A 19,662-nucleotide genomic window follows, 5' to 3' on the forward strand; every position below is an offset into this window, starting at 1 on the left:
CATCCTTCGAGACGCCGCGCGAAGGCGCGCGGCTCCGCAGGATGAGGACTCAGACTCTCATCGACTATGGGAGCCCGCGCTATGCCCCCAGGAACACCAGCAGCGTGCCATTCGCCGCCGCAGGCGCCACACAAACCGCCCCCGCGCTGCGGACCCCCGCGCTCCCGACCGCCTTCTCCGCAGCAGCGAGATCGGACGTCGCGATCACCATGCCGGCGCTGCCCCGTTCCGGTAATCCGGCGAACGAGACTTCCGGATAGCGCCTGGCCAGTTGCTCCTTCGTGAGAAAGACAAAATCGGCGCGGTCCGAGCCTGAGGGCACCGCGATGGCGCCGTCGGGCTCCGCCCTGGTGCTGCCGTCGATCAGCCGGACGAGGTGGGCGGCGTCCGTGGCCGGCTCCGGCGAGGCGATCAGCACCTGTTTCAAGCGCTGCGCGCCGTTGGCGTGTTTCATCAGTTCGGGAATCCAGACGGTTTCACGCGTCTTGTGCTGGCAGGCGAAGATGCGCAATCCGCCCGGCGCCTCGGCCACCGGCCATTGAAAGGTGGTGAATTTGGCCGCCGACAGGCTGCCATCCGGCATCGTCACCGGGCGCTCGAAGTCGGTCGGCCCGATCGGCTCAAAGCCGCGTGCGCGAATCTCCTCGGCGCCAGCGGCCGAATCCACCGCCGTGAAGGCGAGGCGTTCGATGCCTTCGCGGTGGGCGAGAAAGGCCCGCGCCGGCGCATTGTGTCCGGTGTCGGTCAGGACGCCGAGCAGCTCGATGTAGTCAGGATCGAGCATGATGGTGTAGTTGCCCGTGCCCATATGCGCGCTGTGGGTGCCGCGCGGCGAGATGGTGAAGCCGAGCCGCTTCCAGTTGGCGGCGGCGGCGTCGAGATCACGCGCCATGACGACGGCATGATCGATTCCGATGACATTCCTGAGCGGCACTATGCTGTTTCCCCGGCATGAATTGGGCTCTAAGCTAACCAGATCACCGACGGCAAGGAAAGCATGGCGATGCATACCGCAAATGTCCGCTGGCCCGACTCGCTATGGGCCGCGGCGACGCCTCCAGGTCCGGAACTGCCGGAACTCGTCGGCACTATGCAAGCCGACGTCATCGTGGTCGGCGGCGGCTTTACCGGCCTGTCGACGGCGCTGCATCTGCGCGAGGCCGGCGTCGATGTCGCCATCGTCGAGGCCATGGAGCCGGGCTGGGGCGCTTCCGGGCGCAACAACGGCCAGGTGATCCCGACCCTGTCGCGGCCCGACCCGGAGGATATCATCGCGAAACACGGCGCGGTGGGAGAACGCTTTGTCGCGCTGCTGCGTGACTGTGCTTCCACGCTGTTCGACGTCGCGAGGCGCTATCAGATCCAGGCCGAGCAGGAACAGGCCGGCTGGGTGCAGCCGGTGCATTCGCCCGGACGCATCAAGATCGCCGAGCGGCGGGTGCGGCAATGGTCGAAATTCGGCGCCGACGTCGAGATGCTCACGCGCGACCAGACGCGAAAAATGCTCGGCTCGGATGCGTGGTTCGGCGGCTTCTGGAACAAGACCGGCGGCCACATCAACCCGCTGGCGCTGTCGCTGGGCCTCGCCCGAATCGTGCTGGAGCAAGGCGGCCGGATTTACGCACGCTCGCCCGCGATTTCGTTCGAACGGCGGGGCGACCGCTGGGTGGTCAAGACCGAAAAGGGCGAGATCAGCGGCCGCGCTTTGATCGTGGCGACCAACGCCTATACCGGCGAATTCTCCAAGACCTTGATGCCCGAGATCGCGCACGAAGTGATGCCGGTATTGTCCTGGCAGATGGCGACGCAGCCGCTGCCGGAGGCAGCGCGCAAAACCATCATCCCCGGCCGGCAAGCGATGTCGGATACCCACGGCGAACTTTACTTTGCGCGCTACGACGCGCGGAACCGGTTGGTGACCGGCGGTGCCGTGATCGGCCCCGGCAACAAGGTGGAACGAATAAAGCAGCGGGTCGGCGAACGGCTGCAGCGGCTGTGGCCGCAAATCGGGCCGGTCGCATTCGACTATGTCTGGAACGGCTATGTCGGCATGACCACGGATTTCCTGCCGCGCATTCACCGGCTTGGTCCCGACGCCTATGGCTGGACCGGCTGCAACGGCCGCGCGGTGGCGCTGTCGATCGCGCTCGGCGATGAACTGTCGAAGGCGGTGCGCGGTACGGCTGAGGCTGATCTGGCGCTGCCGTTCACCGAGCCGGTCCCGATTCCCGCGCATGGACTGATGCGCAAGCTCGCGCCGTTGATGCTGATGGTCTACCGGCGGCGCGACGCGCGCGAGATTGCGTGAGGCGGCGCGGCGGCGATTCTTCTCCCTCTCCCGCTCGCGGAGGAGGGCATAGGCGGCCTATGGCCGCCGGTCTTGGTAGAAGAACGCCGATGCGAAGCATCGGCTATGGTGGGGGTGTCTCCGCGAGACACACTGCTTGCGGCTTTGCGGATGAGAGAGCCCCCACCCCAACCCTCCCCCGCAAGAGCGGGAGAGGGAGCGCACCGTGCATGCCGCGCATGCGGTCGCCGCGTCAAAAATACTCGCAAGCCCGGTAGTTCGAGGCTTCGCAGGCCTGCGCCATCTGGTTCGCCGTCGAGATTTCCTGCGGCGTCATGGCGTGCGACACCTCGCGCATTTCCGCTCTTGCCCTGGCGTCCCCGCGCCTGGCTGCAAGGCTGAACCACATGAAGGCCTGGGCCGGATTGCGCACGACCCCCTGCCCTTTGCGGTACATCTTCCCGAGCACGCTCTGCGCCTTCGGATTGCCCTGCTCGGCCAACGGGCGAAACAGCCGGATCGCCGGCACATAGTCGCCGCGGTTATAGGCCGCCATGCCGTCTTCCCAGGGTCCCGCAAGGGCGCTTGAGGCGCCCATGAATAGCGCGCTTGCGATCAGGCCGCCGATCACCATTGGGTTTCGCATCGGTGCTCCCCGTCTCGGATTGCTCGGGTGATTTTCTACCCGTTCGGGGATGGCTGCACCACGGGGAATTGGGGTTGGATGGCCCCCTGAAATTGGCTACTAGTTGCCCGCCGATCGTCTCGATTGGTGTTTGGGGACCGGGAATGACCTATTGTTGCGGAGTGCTGGTGCGGGACGGTCTGGTCATGATCGCCGACACCAGGACCAATGCCGGGCTCGACAATGTCTCGACCTTTCGCAAGCTTCATATTTTCAGCAAGCCGGGCGACCGCATCATGGCGATCGCCAGCGCAGGCAATCTGGCGATCAGCCAGTCGGTGCTGTCGACGCTCACCGAGGGACTCGAGGATCCGCACACCGGCGAGCTCGAGACGCTGATGAACGCGCCGACCATGTTCCAGGCGGCGCAACGCATCGGCCGCGCCATCCGCGCGGTCAACGCCACAGAAGGCGAGGCGCTGAAATCCGAGGACATCAATTTCGACGTCTCGTTCCTGTTCGGCGGCCAGATCAAGGGCTCGCGGATGCGCCTGTTCATGGTGTATCCGGCCGGAAATTTCATCGAATGCACCACCGACACGCCCTATTTGCAGATCGGCGAGCACAAATACGGCAAGCCGGTGCTCGACCGCGCCATGCATTACGACGTCGAACTCTACGAGGCGCTGAAGACCAGCCTGATCTCGATGGATTCGACCATGCGCTCCAATCTCGGCGTCGGCCTGCCGATCGACGTGCTGGTGGTGCGCTCGGATGTCTGCGACGCCGATCTCAACCACCGCATCGAGGCGGGCGAGCCGTATTTCCACGATCTGCGCTCGCGCTGGTCGGCGGCGCTGCGCGCGGCGCACCAGAACATTCCAAGACCGCCCTACAAGACCGAAACAGAACCAAAAACATAAAAGGTAAGGAAACGAAATGGCCGAGGCAGCAAACAAGATCGCAGTGGTGACCGGCGCGGGCACCGGGGTGGGACGCGCGGCGTCGCTGGCGCTGATGAACGCGGGCTTTACCGTGGTGCTGGCGGGACGGCGGATGGAAATGCTGCAGGAGACGCAGAAGCTCGGCGACAATGTCGGCAAGAGCCTCCCCGTGTCCGCCGACATGACCGATCCAGGATCGATCGCCGCGCTGTTCGCCAAGGTGATGGAAGTCTACGGCCGGCTCGACGTGCTGTTCAACAATGCCGGCATGGGCGCGCCGCCGGTGAATTTCGAGGATCTCAGCCTGGAGCAATGGCAGGCGGTGGTGAACACCAATTTGACCGGGCCGTTCCTGTGCACCCAGCACGCGTTCCGCATCATGAAGGACCAGACCCCGCGCGGCGGCCGCATCATCAACAACGGCTCGATCTCGGCGCACGCGCCGCGGCCGTTCTCGTCGGCCTATACTTCGACGAAACATGCCATCACTGGCCTCACCAAAGCCACCAACCTCGACGGCCGCATGTACGACATCGCGGTCGGCCAGGTCGACATCGGCAATGCCGCGACGCCGATGACCGACCGCATGGTCGCCGGCCCCGGCGTGATGCAGCCCGATGGCACCATGAAGCAGGAACCGCGGATGGACGCCAAGGCGGTCGGCGACGCCGTCGCCTACATGGCGAGCCTGCCGCTCGATGCCAACGTGCTGTTCATGACGGTGATGGCGACCAAGATGCCGTTCGTGGGGCGGGGGTAGGGTTCACTCTCTCGTCGTCCCCGCGAACGCGGGGACCCATACGCCGCGGCACCAATTGTTATTCAAGGTATCTAACGCCGTGTCCTCATTGACAGGGCACGGCGTATGGGTCCCTGCGTTCGCAGGGACGACGTGTTGAGACGTCGCTGCCCAGTACGCGTTGCCTTCCCACACATTCTCAACACTGCCATAATCCCCCGCGGGACTCGGGGGAATCATGCTTCAGCTGCAATCGGCGTTCGGCGTGTTCGCGTTGCTGGCGATCGCGTGGGTCCTCAGCGAGAACCGCCGCGCGGTCTCGCTCGGGCAGGCCGCGATCGGCCTCGCCGTCACCTTTCTCACCGCGGTGGCCCTGACAAAACTGCCGTTGGTCGCGCACGCGTTCGGCGCCATCAACGACGCGGTCGGAACCGTTTCCGCCGCCTCGCGCGCCGGCAGTTCGTTCGTGTTCGGCTATCTCGGCGGCGGCACGCCGCCGTTCGACCTGAAGACGCCGGGCGCAGATTTCATCCTGGCGTTTCAGGCGCTGCCGGTGGTGCTGGTCATGAGCGTGCTGACCACGCTGCTGTTCTACTGGAAGATCCTGCCGCCTGTCGTGCGCGGCATGTCGTGGCTGCTGGAACGCACGCTCGGCGTCGGCGGCGCGGTCGGGTTGTCGACCGCGGCCAATATCTTTCTCGGCATGGTGGAAGCGCCGCTGTTCATCCGGCCCTATCTGGCGCGGCTGACGCGCAGCGAACTGTTTCTGGTGATGACCGGCGGCATGGCCGGGATCGCCGGCACCGTGCTGGTGCTCTACGCCACCCTGCTGTCACAGCTGATCCCGGATTCGGCGGCGCATTTCGTCATCGCCTCGGTGCTGGCGGCGCCCGCGGCGATCCTGGTCAGCCTGATCATGGTGCCGGAGACGTCGGAGACGCGCACCGCCGCCGTGCTGACCAATCCCCGCGGCGATTCTCGCGTCGCGTTCATCGATTCAAAAGTGGCCGAGGCCGATCCCGACATCCAGGCGTCCTCGACCATGGATGCGATCGTCAAGGGCACCACTGCCGGGCTCGAACTGCTGCTCAACATCGTCGCGATGCTGCTGGTGCTGGTGGCGCTGGTCTATCTCGCCAACGCGGTGCTCGGGCTGCTGCCGCATCTCGGGGGTGCTGATATCTCGATGCAGCGGATGCTCGGCTACCTCATGGCGCCGGTGTGCTGGCTGATGGGCCTGCCGTGGCCGCAGGCAGTCACCGCGGGCAGCCTGATGGGGGTGAAAACCGTGCTCAACGAGCTGATCGCCTATGTCGATCTGACGAAGCTCGGGACCGATGCGCTGGATCCGCGCTCGCGGCTGATCATGCTCTATGCGATGTGCGGCTTCGCCAATTTCGGCAGCCTCGGCATCATGATCGGCGGCCTCGGCACCATGGCGCCGCAGCGCCGCGACGAGATCAACGCGCTGGGACTGAAGTCGATCGTGTCGGGCACGCTGACGACGTGTTTGATGGGCGCGATCGTGGGGGTGTTGAATTGATTTTTGACTCGTCATGGCCGGGCTTGACCCGGCCATCCACGTCTTTGCATCAAAGAAGATAGTCGTGGATGCCCGGGTCAAGCCCGGGCATGACGAACATTGGTGACGGCTGCCCTAAGACGCCAGTTCGACCGTCTTGAACTCCGCCGGCAAGATCACTTCCAGCAATTCGACGTCGTCGGAATAGTCCAGGATCAAATGCCTGATGCGGGGCGGCTGGGTCCAGGCGCTGCCTTCCTTCATCAAGGTCTCGCCCTGGCCTTCCATGTAGGTTTTGACCCAGCCCTTCAGGACATAGACCATCTGGAATTCGACATCGTGGAAGTGCAGCTTTGAGACTTCGGCCGGATTGCAGGGGCCGATCAGCCGGATCACATGGGCCTGCGCCAGGCCGTGGCTCGCGGCCGCGATGCCGAGATCGCGATACTGCGCGTAGGTGCGCAGGCCATCGGCCTTGAAATCCTCTTCGCGGTGATGGCTGATGGCGATGCGCTGTTTCGGGCGTTTGGCGGCGGGCTTTGGCGGCGCCTTGGAAGTGGCGGCCTTGGCTTTAATGATCTTGCGCGCGGCGGACTTGGCGGCGGCTTTTGGCGACGGCGATTTTTTCAACGCGGCGCTGCGGCTCGCGGCGCGTGATGTCGGCTTCTGCTTGGCCATTGACGTGCTCCCTTCCCGTTTATCGGGAAAGGCTAGCACAAACTGTATTCGTAGGGTGGGCAAAGCTTCTGCCGCAGCTCGAAGAGCGAAGGCGGAAGCGTGCCCACCATGGCGCGCGTTGATAGATGGTGGGCACGGCGCGAAGCGCGCGCCTTTGCCCACCCTGCGAAATCAGCTTCAATGCAGCCGGAACACGCCGTCGACGGCGCGCAGTTCGGCCGGCTTGATCAGCTTGGAATGCGCCACGGTGACGGAGAACAGCGGCCCCTCGAGCTTTTCTTCCCAGAACGCGAGAAAGTCCTTCAGCGCCGGAAATTTCGGGAAAAGATCGTAGTTCTGCCAGACGTAGGTTTGCAGCAACGACGGGTGATCCGGCATCCGATAGAGAATTTGCGCCGTCGTCAGCCCGTAACCCAGCACCTGCTTCCGAAAATCGTCGGAAACGCCAACCCGCGAGACCATGCCAACCTCCATTGCTGGAGCGCATTCATCTGGTGGCTGCCGACCGGGAGCCACCCGGTGGAGATGCGCTCACATGTGAGAAATGTGACGCACGATACCCATCCATCACAAGCCTAAATGTTTAACGGACTGTTGAAAAAGGGTGCGTTAGCAGCAGCTTACCGCACGTGCTAATACGGGGTTTCCCGCTCCGTTCCGCGGAATTAATCATGATTAATGATTTTGGCAGCCGTCATATTTGAGTGCCAATTTTTCTGCTAGAAGCCCTTGTTCCCCGGACAACTCTGGCCTATGTCCACACCAGTCGCGCTGGCACTCGCTGGTGGAGACTGCCAAAATTCAAAACCCTGCAATAGATTCAGAAACTTAGGAGGACTGCATGAAATTCCGTCCGCTTCACGACCGCGTTGTAGTCAAGCGCATCGACGCCGAAGAGAAGACCGCTGGCGGCATCATCATTCCCGACAGTGCCAAGGAAAAGCCCTCGCAGGGCGAAATCACCGCCGTCGGCCCGGGTGGCCGCGACGAAGCCGGCAAGCTGATCCCGATCGACCTCAAGGTCGGCGACCGTGTGCTGTTCGGCAAGTGGTCCGGCACCGAGGTCAAGCTCGACGGCCAGGAACTGCTGATCATGAAGGAAAGCGACATCATGGGCGTCCTCACCGACGTTCCCGCCGCCAAGAAGAAGGCCGCTTAAGCGCCTTTTCCCCTGCCCCTGATTCTCAAGGAAACAACATATGTCAGCTAAAGAAGTAAAATTCGGCGTCGATGCCCGCGATCGCATGCTGCGCGGCGTCGAGATCCTCGCCAACGCGGTGAAGGTCACCCTCGGCCCCAAGGGCCGCAACGTCGTGCTCGACAAGTCGTTCGGCGCACCCCGCATCACCAAGGACGGCGTCACCGTCGCCAAGGAAATCGAGCTTGAAGACAAGTTCGAGAACATGGGCGCCCAGATGGTGCGCGAAGTGGCCTCCAAGTCGGCCGACGCTGCCGGCGACGGCACCACCACCGCGACCGTGCTGGCCGCCGCCATCGTTCGTGAAGGCGCCAAGGCCGTTGCCGCCGGCATGAACCCGATGGACCTGAAGCGCGGTATCGACCTGGCTGTGGAAGCCGTGGTCGCCGACCTCGTCAAGAACTCCAAGAAGGTCACCTCGAACGAGGAAATCGCCCAGGTCGGCACCATCTCCGCCAACGGCGACAGCGAAATCGGCAAGTTCCTCGCCGACGCCATGAAGAAGGTCGGCAACGAGGGCGTCATCACGGTTGAAGAGGCGAAGTCCCTCGAGACCGAACTCGACGTCGTCGAAGGCATGCAGTTCGACCGCGGCTACATCTCGCCCTACTTCGTCACCAACGCCGACAAGATGCGCGTCGAATTCGACGATGCCTACATCCTGATCAACGAGAAGAAGCTCTCCAACCTGAACGAACTGCTTCCGCTCTTGGAAGCCGTGGTCCAGACCGGCAAGCCGCTCGTCATCGTCGCGGAAGACGTCGAAGGCGAAGCTCTCGCCACCCTCGTCGTCAACCGTCTGCGTGGCGGCCTCAAGGTTGCCGCCGTCAAGGCTCCGGGCTTCGGCGATCGCCGCAAGGCCATGCTGCAGGACATCGCCGTTCTGACCGGTGGTCAGGCGATCTCGGAAGACCTCGGCATCAAGATGGAGAACGTCACGCTCGCCATGCTCGGTCGCGCCAAGAAGGTGATGATCGACAAGGAGAACACCACCATCGTCAACGGCGCCGGCAAGAAGGCCGACATCGAGGCCCGCGTTGCCCAGATCAAGGCGCAGATCGAGGAAACCACCTCGGACTACGACCGTGAGAAGCTGCAGGAGCGTCTGGCCAAGCTCGCCGGCGGCGTCGCGGTGATCCGCGTCGGCGGCGCGACCGAAATCGAAGTCAAGGAGCGCAAGGACCGCGTTGACGACGCGATGCATGCGACCCGTGCGGCGGTTGAAGAAGGCATCGTACCGGGCGGCGGCGTCGCTTTGCTGCGCGCCTCCGAGCAGCTCAAGCGCATCAAGACCGCGAACGACGACCAGAAGACCGGCGTCGAAATCGTCCGCAAGGCGCTGTCCTGGCCCGCTCGCCAGATCGCGATCAACGCAGGCGAAGACGGCTCCGTCATCGTCGGTAAGATCCTCGAGAAGGACCAGTATTCGTACGGCTTCGACTCGCAGTCGGGCGAATACGTCAACCTGATCTCGAAGGGCATCATCGATCCCACCAAGGTGGTTCGCGCGGCGATCCAGAACGCAGCTTCGGTTGCGGCGCTGCTGATCACCACCGAAGCCATGGTGGCCGAACTGCCCAAGAAGGGCGGCGCCGGCGCCGGCGGCATGCCCCCGGGCGGCGGCATGGGCGGCATGGATTTCTGATCCACGCTTCCTTACGCAAGTATCGAGAATGCAAAACCCCGGCAGCGATGCCGGGGTTTTTGTTTGGGAGGCTCACTACGAGGCCGTCGCGTTACGCAAACTCGACATGGTGGATGCCGCGACACGTCTGGAAGATTTGCTCTCCGCGCCGGGTAACCAGCTGGAAGCATTGAAGGGTGATCGCCGCGGGCAGCATTCGATACGTATCAACAGGCAATGGCGTATCCGTTTCCGCTGGACGCCGGACGAACCCGAGGCGATAGAGATCGTGGATTATCATTGAGGAGCCGGCGATGGCACGGTTGCGAACACATCCGGGAGAAGTGTTGCGGGAGAAGTTTCTGGTGCCGCTGGGCTTGTCGGCACGGGCTCTGGCGAAGGAACTGGATGTTTCGGCCAACCGGCTGACGGAGATCATGCGTGGCGCGCGCGACGTTACCGCGGACACCGCGATCCGGTTGGGGCGTTATTTCGGCACCGATCCGCGCTTCTGGCTGAACCTGCAAGCCGCACACGATCTCTCCAAGGCGGAGAAGACCCAAAGCTACAAGAAGATCGTGCCGCGTAAGGTGGCGTGAAGATTGCCCGCCCGCTCACTCCACCCGCGCGACCACCGCGATCTTCTTGATGCCGCCTTTGCGGTAGGCGTCGAGGAACGCGTAGTAATCCCTAAACGAGATGCAGCCGTTGGAATCGCCGCCCGAGCCCAGCATGTAGGTGTGCGCGAGCAGGCCGTCGCGGTTGAAGATCTTGTCCTGGCCGCCGATCGGCGTCAGCCGCAGCGCCGGCACGCCGTGAAACAGCGCCTCGCGCGGCGTCAGGTCGTAGATGTGCGGCGGGGTGACGCCCTGCATCCGCACATGCGCATAGCGCACGTCGTCCTTCTTGGCGCCGAGTCCCGAATGCGCTTCCAGCACGGTACCGTCCGGCAGGTAGACCTTGCGCGCCGCGATGTCATAGACGGCGGTCGAGCGATCATAGGGCGCCGATCCCCCGAGCATCGGGTTCTGCAGCTTCGGCAGGCTGCCGGTCGCGCTGACATCGGCGGAGGCGTAGGACAGCAACGATCGCGATGCCGGTTCCTTGCCCCACAGTTTTTCGACCATGCTGGGCTTGTCGCCGGAACCGATCGACATCACCGCGGCCTTGGCGCGCTGCGCCATGTCCTTGACGGTAACACCCGTTGGCTTCGCCGGTTTGATTTCGGCGGATGCCGGCGCAAGGGCGGCAACCTGCAAAGGCCCTGGTGAAGCTTGCTTCGGTTTGGCGGCGTCGAGCAATTTCGGCGCATCAGCCGGCTTCGCCACTTCGATCGATGGCGACGCCGAAGCCAGCTGCATCGTCGCGGCTTGCGGCTTCGGATCGACGCCCTGCGGCGCGGCGGCTCCGAAGCGGTCGTTGAACGCCAGTGACGTCGCGGATGCCATGGTCGCGGGCGCGGCGATGACGGGCGCCGGTTCGGGCAACGCTGCGAACACCGTGTTGACGATGGCTTGCGGGGTCCGCGCCGCCACCGACTGCTTGTGCCGGATCACCGGCGCATCGAAATTCCCGCTGGCCAGGGTCGGATAGATGCTGGCGCCGAATACGTTGGTGTAGACCGTCCAGGCGCAGCCCAGCACCAGGCCGGCGACCGCGACGCTGCCGAAAATATGGTTAGCATTGGCTTTACGGGGGGAACGCCGATGGTTCTTTGCCGCGACTTGCCTGGACGCACTCGTACTGTAACTCATTCGCCTCGTATCCAGACAACTTCCACTGAGTTCCTCTTCGCAGCAGCGCATCAGACGTTTCGATGCAGCATCTTGCAGAGGTGCGGAGCGTCATTAAGGCGACTTTTAGTTAAATGCCGATTAAGTGCGTTGCGCATGCGCAGTATGCAGGAATACAGGCCGATTCAGCGAAACGGCCGTATTTTCGCGGGATTTTTACGAGTTCCCGATTTCAATAATTCAGCTTCGGATACCAGTCGGTGCCGCGTCCTTCCGGCGTGACGTCGAGGATGGTCCATAGCGGCATCAGGTCCGGCGCGCCGCGCGGATCCTGTCCGGGATCGGACGATGCACCGTTCATCTCGCCGCCCCAGAAATGCCTGATTGTGCCGTCGCGCCGCGTGAACACACAAAACGCAGCGTCGTCGCCGCCGGCGCTACTCGGCGACGCGCTCGATGTGATGGCGAAGCCTCCTCGGCCAGCAGCACCTCGCGGGCGCGGCGGTATTCGGCGCTCTCGTTGGGAAAGCGCATGCCGCTGGCACGCGCGAGCTCAGTGGCGGGTTTCAGGGCGGAACTGCTCATGGCATGACCTCGCATAAGTAGGCATGATCACAAGACGTTTGGGCAGCGGCCAATCCGACAAGTGGCGGGATTATTTTCATGCGGCAACGAATATGCCGTGTCCCGGACGCGGTGCAGCGTCCTTCACGCTGCACCGCAGAGCCGGGACCCATTCACGCGCAAAAAAGGCATGGGCCCCGGATCTGCAGCGCACCGCTTTCGCGCTGCGCAGCGTCCGGGGCACGAGACCCACCCTGCCCCCTACTGCACTTCCGGCGGCGGCGAACGGTCGAGCACGCTGCCCCTGGCGCCCTCGAGCAGATCGATCCCATAGGTTTCGACGACGAGCGGCCCGCGCATGCGCTTGAGTTCGGCGACCCTCGCGACCCCGGCGAAATTTTCGGTCTGCCAGGACCGCGCGCCGGGCCGCGCCTCGTCGACGAACAACAGTTTTCCGGACAGTTGCGCGGCAGACGGTTCGGGCATGTTGACCCAGCGAATGCGCTGGGTCGGCTGCACCACGCAAGTCCCCTTCGGCAGATAGAAGGCGAGCCAGCCGGTGGTGCCGTAGTCCGGCGTCAGTATGCACGTCGCACCGGTGCGCAGGCGCACCGCCTCGATCTCGCCGGCCAGTTCGCGCCAGCCGACGCCGACGCTGCGCACGGTGGCGTCGCGGCGATAGCCCGTGAACACGCCGGTGTTGGCCTGCACGATCAGAAACGCAAACATTGCAACGCCCACCGGCGCGGCCCAGCGCAGGCAGAAATCGGCGAGGCGCTGACGCCACCCGTCCCACCGCGTGAGGTGAGCGGCCACCGCGGCTGATATCACCATCGCCGGATAGACCGGCGCGAACCAGTTGGCCTCGACGCGCGCGTGCAGCGAATGCCAGATGAAATACGCCACGATGGTCCAGAACATGGTGTTGATCAGCATGCGCGCGGCGAACGCGCCGGCGGGGCGCCAGATCAGGGCATGAAGCCCCATCGCGCCGAGAATGAACACCAGCGGCGTTGCGAAGGCGACCTGGGTCGGTACCAGTTCGGCGATGAAAGCCGGACGGAAATTCTCTATTCGGGCACGGCCGAACATCTGCTTGAGGAAGGAGACCCAGTGGTGATCGGCGTTCCAGAGGATCACGGGCGCAAACACCGCCAGCGCCACCAGGCCGCCGAGATAGGGCCAGGGCGAGATCAGCCAGCGCCGCAGTTTTGGCACCGTCGCCAGCCAGATCAGGATCGCCAGGCCGAAAAACAGCGCGGTGTATTTCGACAGCAGCGCGACACCGACCGCGGCGCCGACCGCGAGCCACCACGCGCCGCGGCCGGTCTCCAGCACCTTGGCGAGAAAAAACAACACGAAACTGGAGGCCACCAGCAGCGGCGCATCCGGCGTCACGATCAGGGTGCCGACCGCGGCCATCATGGTGACGTTGAGCAGGATGGTGGCGGTGGCCGCCACCCGGACGCCGCCGAGCAGGATGGCCGCGGTGCGATACACCGCAAAGCTCATCGGCAGCGCCAGCAGGATCGAGACGAGCCGGACGCCTAATTCGGTATCGCCTGCGATCATGGTGCCGGCGCGGATCACGAAAGCGACGGCGGGCGGATGATCGTAGTAGCCGCCGGCCAGATTCTTCGACCACATCCAGTAATAGGCTTCGTCGAAGGTCAGCGGCGTCCAGGCGGCGGCAATCAGTCGCAATGCCACCAGCGCCAGCACCGTGAGAACCGTGTTGCGGGCGAGGCGCGCGTCGTTCGCACTCATTTTACGTTCATCGCTTGCGCCAGACGAACAGTCCGGACATCGCGTAATTCCACACCACGCCCATCAGCGCACCCGCCGCACCGGCCACCCACCAGTTCCACTCCTGATCGTAGACCGAAAACGCGACGCCGACATTGGCGACGAGGCCGACGCCGCAGACCAGATAGAACAGCAACAGGCCGCGCAAAATGGCAAGGCCCTTCAGCCGCTGGTCGCGATAGGTGAGAAAGTTGTTGAGGACGAAATTGGAGGTCATGGCGACCAGCGCGCCGGCCGCCTGCGCCTCGGCGAACGGCACGTTGAGAACCTCATGCGCCACGAACAGCGTCGTCAAGTGCACGACCAACCCGATGGTGCCGACCATCGCGAACAGCAGAAAGCGCAGCGACACCACGTCGTGGGTCAGCTTCGCCAGCACCAGCCCGAGGAAATCCAACGCCACCATGGAATCGAGCTTGCTCTCGCCATGCAGCCTTGTGCCGAAGGTGAAGGGAATTTCCTTCACCCGCAATTGGCCGCGCGCGGTGGCGACAATATCGAGCAGGATCTTGAAGCCTTGCGTGGAGAGCTGCGGCGCCAGCGCCTCGAAGCGGTCGCGGCGGATCATGAAGAAGCCGCTCATGGGATCGGCGATTTTGACCTGCAGCACGCGCTTTGCCACCTCGGTGGCCAACTGGCTGGCGCCGGCCCGCTGCTTGTTGAAACTGTCGGCGCTGCCGCCCTCGATGTAGCGGCTGCCGACCACGAGATCGAACTCGCCGCCTTGCAGCAGCGCCAGCATCTTCGGCAGCTGGGTCTCGTCATGCTGCAGGTCGGCGTCGATCACGGCGGCGTAGGGCGCGCTCGCCGCCAGGATGCCCTCGATGCAGGCGCCGGACAGGCCGCGCCGCCCGATCCGCCGGATGCAGCGGACACGGGTATCCATCCGCGCCAGGCTCCGCACCACGTCCCAGGTGCCATCGGGCGAATTGTCGTCCACGAAGACGACTTCCCAGGCGATGCCGGCGAACGTCGCCTCCAGCCGCCGGTACAGCGTGGTGACGTTGTCGCGTTCGTTGAAAGTGGGGACAATGACCGAAATCTGAGGTGCCACAGCGGATTGCGGCGGGTTTTCGGTGACCCCTTGGACGGCTTCATTCATGCCGCCAGCGTATATCCGCAGCGTCGGGGGAAGCCAAGGGAACCCGGCGCGGGTGGCCAAAAATGGGCAGTCGGAGGGGTAAAACGGCCAAAACAGGCCCCAAATGCCAACGACCACCAACAGAGGGCGCGCGTACATCCGGCGCAGCCTGACTATTGAGTGGTCGTCCCAGCGCCGGAGCTATGAAGCGTCAACGTCGCCGTTAGAAACAAAATAGGGACGATGAGGCCATTCCGCAAGGGCGCAGATGCCGCACCCGCGAAGCTTACTGCGGCACCTCCCGCACCACCGGCCCCCGGACGGCAGGCGCGGCCGGAACCGCGGCCTTCGGCGCCTCGATCTTTTGCACAGTCGGGGCCGGCTTGCCCCCCTGCCCGATCGGTCCAAACACCACCGCCGCCACCAGAACGACGGCCACAATGATGCCGCCCAGTATTTTCGCGATCGCTTCCGTATCCATCCCGCTTCTTCCCTGGTCGCCCGTTGCGGCCGGCTGATCCGCGCGAGCCGATCGAGCTGTCCCCGCCACCACCTTAAGCCTGTTTCTTTCGCTTCAGAAAGCGCCTCAGCCGCTGGTTGATTTCACCGGCGGCGGCCTCCCCCGCGGCCGCCCTGTTGTCGCGAAGCCTTTGCACCGCCAGGGCGATCTCCGCGACCGAATGTTCGATGCGCTCAAGCTGCTGTTCGAGCCCGTCGGCCATCGCCCATCCTAGCCCGGCGGCGTGGGCGCACAAGACGGCCGGGTTCACTAACTGGCCAAGCCCGGACGATTTGATTAGACTCAATACGACAAGTCCCTCCTCATATGCGGCGAGCTCTCAGTGACCAAGCCCCCGAAGATCGCCTCGAAAAACGCCGGCCATATCTACATCGGCATCGGCGGCTGGACTTTTGCGCCGTGGCGCGGGGTGTTTTATCCGGAGAAGCTGACGCAGGCGAAGGAGCTGGAATATGCGGCGTCGAAGCTGACCTCGATCGAGATCAACGGCACCTATTACGGCTCGCAGAAGCCGGAGAGCTTTCGCAAATGGGCGCGCGAGGTGCCGGACGGGTTCGTTTTCTCGCTGAAGGGGCCGCGCTTCGCCACCAACCGCCGGGTGCTGGCGGAAGCCGGCGATTCCGTCAAACGGTTTTATGATTCCGGCGTGCTGGAGCTGGGCGACCGGCTCGGTCCGGTGCTGTGGCAATTCGCGCCGACCAAGAAGTTCGACGAAGCGGATTTCGGCAAATTCCTCGAGCTGCTGCCGCGAAAACTCGAGGGCCGCGCACTGCGCCATGTGGTGGAGGTGCGGCACGACAGTTTCGTCGCGCCCGACTTCATCGCGCTGCTGCGGCAATTCGAAACGCCCGTGGTGTACGCCGAGCACGGCAAGTATCCGGCGATCGCTGACATCACCGGCGATTTCGTCTATGCGCGGCTGCAGAAGGGCAATGACGAGCTGAAAACCTGCTATCCGCCGAAGCAACTCGACGCCTGGGCGAAGCGGTTGCAGGTCTGGGCCGCCGGCGGCGAGCCGGACGATTTGCCGCGCGCCGATGCTACAAGCGCGAAGAAAGTGCCGCGCGACGTGTTCGCCTATGTGATCCACGAGGGCAAGGTGCGCGCACCATCAGGCGCGATGGAGTTGATCGAACGGGTGAAGTAGGCGGGCTCGTCGAATGGGAAAGACCAGAAAACTCTTCACCATCGGCTACGAGCAGGCGGCATCCAAAGCCGTGCTCGACGAACTCGAGCAGGCCGGCGTCAAATTGCTGGTGGACGTGCGCGCGGTAGCGGCGTCCCGCCGCCCCGGCTTTTCCAAGAACCAGCTGGCAGCCGGGCTCGACGCGCGCGGCATCTCCTACCTGCATTTGCGCGGGCTCGGCACCCCGAAGGACGGCCGCGAGGCCGCGCGCAGCGGCCAGTTCGGCGCGCTGCACAAGATCTACGCCAAACACCTGAAGACGCCGCAGGCGCGGGAAGAACTCGACGAGTTGTCCGCGCTGGTCAGGCAGGCCGGCCCGGTCTGCATCCTCTGCTACGAGCGCGATCACCGCGAATGCCACCGACAGTGGATCGCGGAGATCATCGAGCAGCGTGACGGGATGAAGGTGGAGAATCTGGCGGCGAAGCAGGTGTAGAGGATCGTCCAATTCTCGTCGTCCCGGCCAAGCGAGCGCTGAGCCGGGACCCATACACCGTGTACTGTCGGCGAGAATGCAGGCGTTTGAGACCTTTTGAAAGCATCACCGCCACGGCGTATGGTTCCCCGCTTTCGCGGGGACGACACCTAATTCTTCCTCACCACTGGATCCGATAGTGCGCCGCTACGTTCGACCTCACCCCAATTGCCACACCGTCATCGGCCGGTCGTAGCCGCGGATCGCGACCTCGCCGAGCGATATCGCATCGCCGCGGTCCTGATCCAGCGCCTCGTGAACGGCAGCCGAGATCAGGAACTGGGAATTGAATTCCTTGTTGAGCGCTTCCAGCCGGGCCGCGAAATTCACGGTGTCGCCGATCACGGTGTATTCCTTGCGCCGCGCCGAGCCGATATTGCCGGCGACGACGTCGCCGACGTGAATGCCGATGCCGATGCGCAGCGGCCAGCTGGCTTCCCGGTTGGCGCGTTCGTTGGCCTCCAGCATTTCGCGGGCCGCCGCGACCGCGTGGCGCGCCGGGTGAGGCGCATCGAGCGGCGCGCCGAACAGCGCCAGAAAGCCGTCTCCGAGAAACTTGTTCACGATGCCGCCATGGCGGTCGAGGATCTCGACCAGCGTCGCGAACGCGCCGTCGAGCCGGTCCACCACCTCCCGCGGCGTGCGGGTGCTGGCGCCGGCGGTGAAACTGCGGAAGTCGACGAACATGACCGCGACCCGGCGAATTTCGCTGTCGGTGCTCTTGCCTTCCGCCATCAGCCGCTCGACCACCTGGGGCGAGACGTGCTGGCCGAACAGATTGGTGATGCGGTCGCGCGCGGTCGCGGCCATGATGCTGGCCTCGAACTGGCGGCGCAATTGCATGCCGACCGCGCCGGCCAGCATGCCGCAGACCAGCAGGATCAGGCTGCGCGCGGCGTGATAATACAAACTGGGCTCGGGATCGACGGGGCCGGCGCCGGCGGGATGATAGAACACCGCCATGCAAAACAGCTGCACCGCGGCAACGACGCCGGTGAAAGTCGAGAGCCAGAAATCCAGCCGCAACGTCGACAGGATGATGAAGATGAAATAGGTCATCGGCATCACGAAGCCAAGCGCCTCGACCGCCCCCATGCTGTTGATGTGCAGCGCCAGCCCGATCGTCGGGATCGACGTTTCGATCAGTGCGCCGATATACGGCCTGACCACGGGGACGTCGTGATCCAGCCTGAGATCCCGACTGACGACCGCATGCACCGTCAATTCGAACAGGATGAACGGAATGATGATCGCATAGAGATAGGCCGGTCTGAGATTGCCGTGCCAGACGCGACTCACCGCCTCGGGCGCGAGCAGGTTGACGGCCCCGAGCACGATGCCGAGCAGCACCGTCGTCGCGATGAGCGCCTTGACGCGGATCAGCTCGGTCCGCATCATCTCCCGCGTCAGCTCGCGGTGGAAGTCAGCCGATACCGCCGCGTCCTGCCCGACCTTCTTCTTGCCCCAGAACTCAGCCATTACTTTCCTTGCGCGCCCGGGTCCGTCGCTGACGCACCCCCGGATTGACGCCGCCTATATGCCTCAATCCAGCGTGCGACGGAAGCGCATCACCGCGATCGTCATCGCCAGCAGCATCAGGGCCAGCAGGGCGATCGCATCATATTGCAGGTTCGGCAGCGTCGCGCCCTTCAGCATGATGGCGCGGACGATCCTCAGGTAATGCGTCAGCGGCAGGCCTTCGCCGATATATTGCGCCCAGACCGGCATGCCGGCGAATGGAAACATGAAGCCCGACAACAGGATGCTCGGCAGGAAGAACATGATCGACATCTGCATCGCCTGAAGCTGGTTCTGCGCGATGGTCGAGAAGGTGTAGCCGATCGCGAGATTGGTGGTGATGAACAGCGTCGAGAGCAGCGCCAAAAGGGTCAGGCTGCCGTTGACGGGGACGCCGAACAACAGCACGCCGATGCCGATGATCAGGATGGCCTGGATGAAGCCGACCAGCACGTAAGGCAGGATCTTGCCGAGCATCACTTCGACCGGCGTGATCGGCATCGACAGCAGGCTCTCCATGGTGCCGCGCTCGATCTCGCGCGTCACCGAAAGCGCCGTAAAGATCAGCATGGTCATGGTCAGGATGGTGCCGACCAGCCCGGGCACGATGTTCAGCCGCGACGACGCCGCCGGGTTGTAACGGGCATGGGTGCGGATCTCGAACGGCAACGCCACGGGATCGCCGATGTGGAGGTCGTGCTGCAGCGCCGTCTGCACCACCATGCCGAGCGCCGACATCGCCGAGCCGGCCGCGACCGGATCGGTGGCGTCGGCAGCGACCAATAGCGCCGGACGGTCGCCGCGCCGCACCGCGCGCTCGAAGCCGCGCGGGATTTCCACGCCGAACAGCACCTTGCCCGACAGCAGGAGATCGTCGAATTCCTGCACCGTGTGCACCTCGCGGGTGAAGCGGAAATAGGCGGTGTTCTCCATCGCCTTCAGGATCGAACGCGCGAGATCGCTGTCCTCCTGCAGCAGCACCGCGGTCGGCAGATGGCGCGGCGTGGTGTTGATGGCAAAGCCGAACAGCAGCAGCTGCATCACCGGAATCATCACGATCATCGCGAACGAGACGCGGTCGCGCCGGAGCTGGATGAATTCCTTGACCACCATGGCATAGCTGCGCCGCCAGAATCCGAACGGCGGGTCCCTGGCGTCACGG

General features: G+C 64.1%; 22 protein-coding genes and 1 pseudogene. 10 read left to right on the forward strand and 13 right to left on the reverse strand.

Annotated elements, in window-relative coordinates; translation table 11 throughout:
* Window positions 1-79 precede the first annotated feature (79 nt).
* On the reverse strand, window positions 80-934 hold the full coding sequence (locus Q7U29_RS26835; protein ID WP_304746519.1) for a VOC family protein: 855 nt from the start codon (window positions 932-934) through the stop codon (window positions 80-82).
* A 69-nt stretch (window positions 935-1,003) separates the two neighbouring features.
* On the opposite strand from Q7U29_RS26835, the gene Q7U29_RS26840 reads away from it, so the two are divergent.
* Window positions 1,004-2,308: an FAD-binding oxidoreductase gene (locus Q7U29_RS26840; protein WP_304746521.1), complete on the forward strand. Its 1,305-nt coding sequence runs from the start codon at window positions 1,004-1,006 to the stop codon at window positions 2,306-2,308.
* 232 nt (window positions 2,309-2,540) lie between these two features.
* Here the strand turns inward: Q7U29_RS26840 and Q7U29_RS26845 are convergent, their stop codons facing one another.
* Window positions 2,541-2,933: a hypothetical protein gene (locus Q7U29_RS26845; protein WP_304746523.1), complete on the reverse strand. Its 393-nt coding sequence runs from the start codon at window positions 2,931-2,933 to the stop codon at window positions 2,541-2,543.
* A 143-nt stretch (window positions 2,934-3,076) separates the two neighbouring features.
* On the opposite strand from Q7U29_RS26845, the gene Q7U29_RS26850 reads away from it, so the two are divergent.
* From Q7U29_RS26850 to Q7U29_RS26860, 3 genes are all read left to right on the forward strand, one after another.
* On the forward strand, window positions 3,077-3,835 hold the full coding sequence (locus Q7U29_RS26850; protein ID WP_304746524.1) for a proteasome-type protease: 759 nt from the start codon (window positions 3,077-3,079) through the stop codon (window positions 3,833-3,835).
* Between the two features lie 16 nt (window positions 3,836-3,851).
* The gene (locus Q7U29_RS26855) at window positions 3,852-4,616 is read left to right on the forward strand and encodes an SDR family oxidoreductase (RefSeq protein WP_304746525.1); all 765 of its coding nucleotides are present in this window, start codon (window positions 3,852-3,854) and stop codon (window positions 4,614-4,616) included.
* A 217-nt stretch (window positions 4,617-4,833) separates the two neighbouring features.
* Complete coding sequence (locus Q7U29_RS26860; protein WP_304746526.1) at window positions 4,834-6,138, forward strand: NupC/NupG family nucleoside CNT transporter; 1,305 nt, start codon at window positions 4,834-4,836, stop codon at window positions 6,136-6,138.
* Window positions 6,139-6,252: 114 nt separating this feature from the next.
* Here the strand turns inward: Q7U29_RS26860 and Q7U29_RS26865 are convergent, their stop codons facing one another.
* Window positions 6,253-6,795: a cupin domain-containing protein gene (locus Q7U29_RS26865; RefSeq protein WP_304746528.1), complete on the reverse strand. Its 543-nt coding sequence runs from the start codon at window positions 6,793-6,795 to the stop codon at window positions 6,253-6,255.
* Window positions 6,796-6,972: 177 nt separating this feature from the next.
* Complete coding sequence (locus Q7U29_RS26870; RefSeq protein ID WP_291860270.1) at window positions 6,973-7,257, reverse strand: usg protein; 285 nt, start codon at window positions 7,255-7,257, stop codon at window positions 6,973-6,975.
* Between the two features lie 379 nt (window positions 7,258-7,636).
* Here Q7U29_RS26870 and Q7U29_RS26875 point away from each other — a divergent pair, with 379 nt between their 5' ends.
* Genes Q7U29_RS26875 through Q7U29_RS26890 form a run of 4 tightly spaced genes read left to right on the forward strand, consistent with a single transcriptional unit; the run spans window position 7,637 to window position 10,216 of the window.
* Window positions 7,637-7,954, forward strand: a complete 318-nt coding sequence (locus Q7U29_RS26875) for a co-chaperone GroES (protein WP_291860267.1) — start codon at window positions 7,637-7,639, stop codon at window positions 7,952-7,954.
* Between the two features lie 40 nt (window positions 7,955-7,994).
* Entirely contained in the window at window positions 7,995-9,638 is a 1,644-nt protein-coding gene (groL, locus tag Q7U29_RS26880; protein WP_304746530.1) for a chaperonin GroEL, read from the forward strand.
* Window positions 9,639-9,666: 28 nt separating this feature from the next.
* The gene (locus tag Q7U29_RS26885) at window positions 9,667-9,921 is read left to right on the forward strand and encodes a type II toxin-antitoxin system RelE/ParE family toxin (RefSeq protein ID WP_304746532.1); all 255 of its coding nucleotides are present in this window, start codon (window positions 9,667-9,669) and stop codon (window positions 9,919-9,921) included.
* A gap of 10 nt (window positions 9,922-9,931) precedes the next feature.
* On the forward strand, window positions 9,932-10,216 hold the full coding sequence (locus tag Q7U29_RS26890; RefSeq protein WP_304746534.1) for a HigA family addiction module antitoxin: 285 nt from the start codon (window positions 9,932-9,934) through the stop codon (window positions 10,214-10,216).
* A gap of 15 nt (window positions 10,217-10,231) precedes the next feature.
* On the opposite strand, the gene Q7U29_RS26895 is transcribed toward Q7U29_RS26890, so the two are convergent.
* The 7 genes and pseudogenes from Q7U29_RS26895 to Q7U29_RS26920 form a co-directional block, all read right to left on the reverse strand.
* Entirely contained in the window at window positions 10,232-11,371 is a 1,140-nt protein-coding gene (locus Q7U29_RS26895; protein ID WP_304746536.1) for a tlde1 domain-containing protein, read from the reverse strand.
* Window positions 11,372-11,582: 211 nt separating this feature from the next.
* A pseudogene (locus Q7U29_RS27750) lies at window positions 11,583-11,783 on the reverse strand (DUF899 family protein); the annotation flags it as partial.
* Window positions 11,708-11,935, reverse strand: coding sequence for a hypothetical protein (locus Q7U29_RS27755; protein WP_370691839.1), 228 nt, complete (start codon window positions 11,933-11,935; stop codon window positions 11,708-11,710). The pseudogene Q7U29_RS27750 and the gene Q7U29_RS27755, both read right to left, overlap by 76 nt.
* A 240-nt stretch (window positions 11,936-12,175) precedes the next feature.
* Complete coding sequence (locus Q7U29_RS26905) at window positions 12,176-13,681, reverse strand: glycosyltransferase family 39 protein (RefSeq protein WP_304746538.1); 1,506 nt, start codon at window positions 13,679-13,681, stop codon at window positions 12,176-12,178.
* A gap of 7 nt (window positions 13,682-13,688) precedes the next feature.
* Entirely contained in the window at window positions 13,689-14,822 is a 1,134-nt protein-coding gene (locus tag Q7U29_RS26910) for a glycosyltransferase family 2 protein (protein WP_304746540.1), read from the reverse strand.
* A gap of 265 nt (window positions 14,823-15,087) precedes the next feature.
* Window positions 15,088-15,282: a hypothetical protein gene (locus Q7U29_RS26915; protein ID WP_304746542.1), complete on the reverse strand. Its 195-nt coding sequence runs from the start codon at window positions 15,280-15,282 to the stop codon at window positions 15,088-15,090.
* A 73-nt stretch (window positions 15,283-15,355) separates the two neighbouring features.
* A complete protein-coding gene (locus tag Q7U29_RS26920) occupies window positions 15,356-15,523 on the reverse strand; it encodes a hypothetical protein (protein ID WP_304746544.1) in 168 nt (55 codons plus the stop codon).
* A 120-nt stretch (window positions 15,524-15,643) separates the two neighbouring features.
* On the opposite strand from Q7U29_RS26920, the gene Q7U29_RS26925 reads away from it, so the two are divergent.
* Window positions 15,644-16,468 carry a DUF72 domain-containing protein gene (locus tag Q7U29_RS26925; RefSeq protein WP_304746546.1) on the forward strand — a complete coding sequence of 275 codons (825 nt, stop codon included), beginning with the start codon at window positions 15,644-15,646 and terminating at the stop codon, window positions 16,466-16,468.
* Window positions 16,469-16,481: 13 nt separating this feature from the next.
* Window positions 16,482-16,943 (forward strand): DUF488 family protein, encoded by a 462-nt coding sequence (locus tag Q7U29_RS26930; protein ID WP_304746548.1) that lies wholly within the window; start codon window positions 16,482-16,484, stop codon window positions 16,941-16,943.
* A gap of 198 nt (window positions 16,944-17,141) precedes the next feature.
* Here the strand turns inward: Q7U29_RS26930 and Q7U29_RS26935 are convergent, their stop codons facing one another.
* Complete coding sequence (locus Q7U29_RS26935; protein WP_304746550.1) at window positions 17,142-18,461, reverse strand: adenylate/guanylate cyclase domain-containing protein; 1,320 nt, start codon at window positions 18,459-18,461, stop codon at window positions 17,142-17,144.
* Window positions 18,462-18,524: 63 nt separating this feature from the next.
* A complete protein-coding gene (locus tag Q7U29_RS26940; RefSeq protein ID WP_370691841.1) occupies window positions 18,525-19,613 on the reverse strand; it encodes an ABC transporter permease in 1,089 nt (362 codons plus the stop codon).
* Window positions 19,614-19,662 lie beyond the last annotated feature (49 nt).

It is taken from the genome of Bradyrhizobium sp., assembly GCF_030654605.1.
Classification (GTDB): domain Bacteria; phylum Pseudomonadota; class Alphaproteobacteria; order Rhizobiales; family Xanthobacteraceae; genus Bradyrhizobium.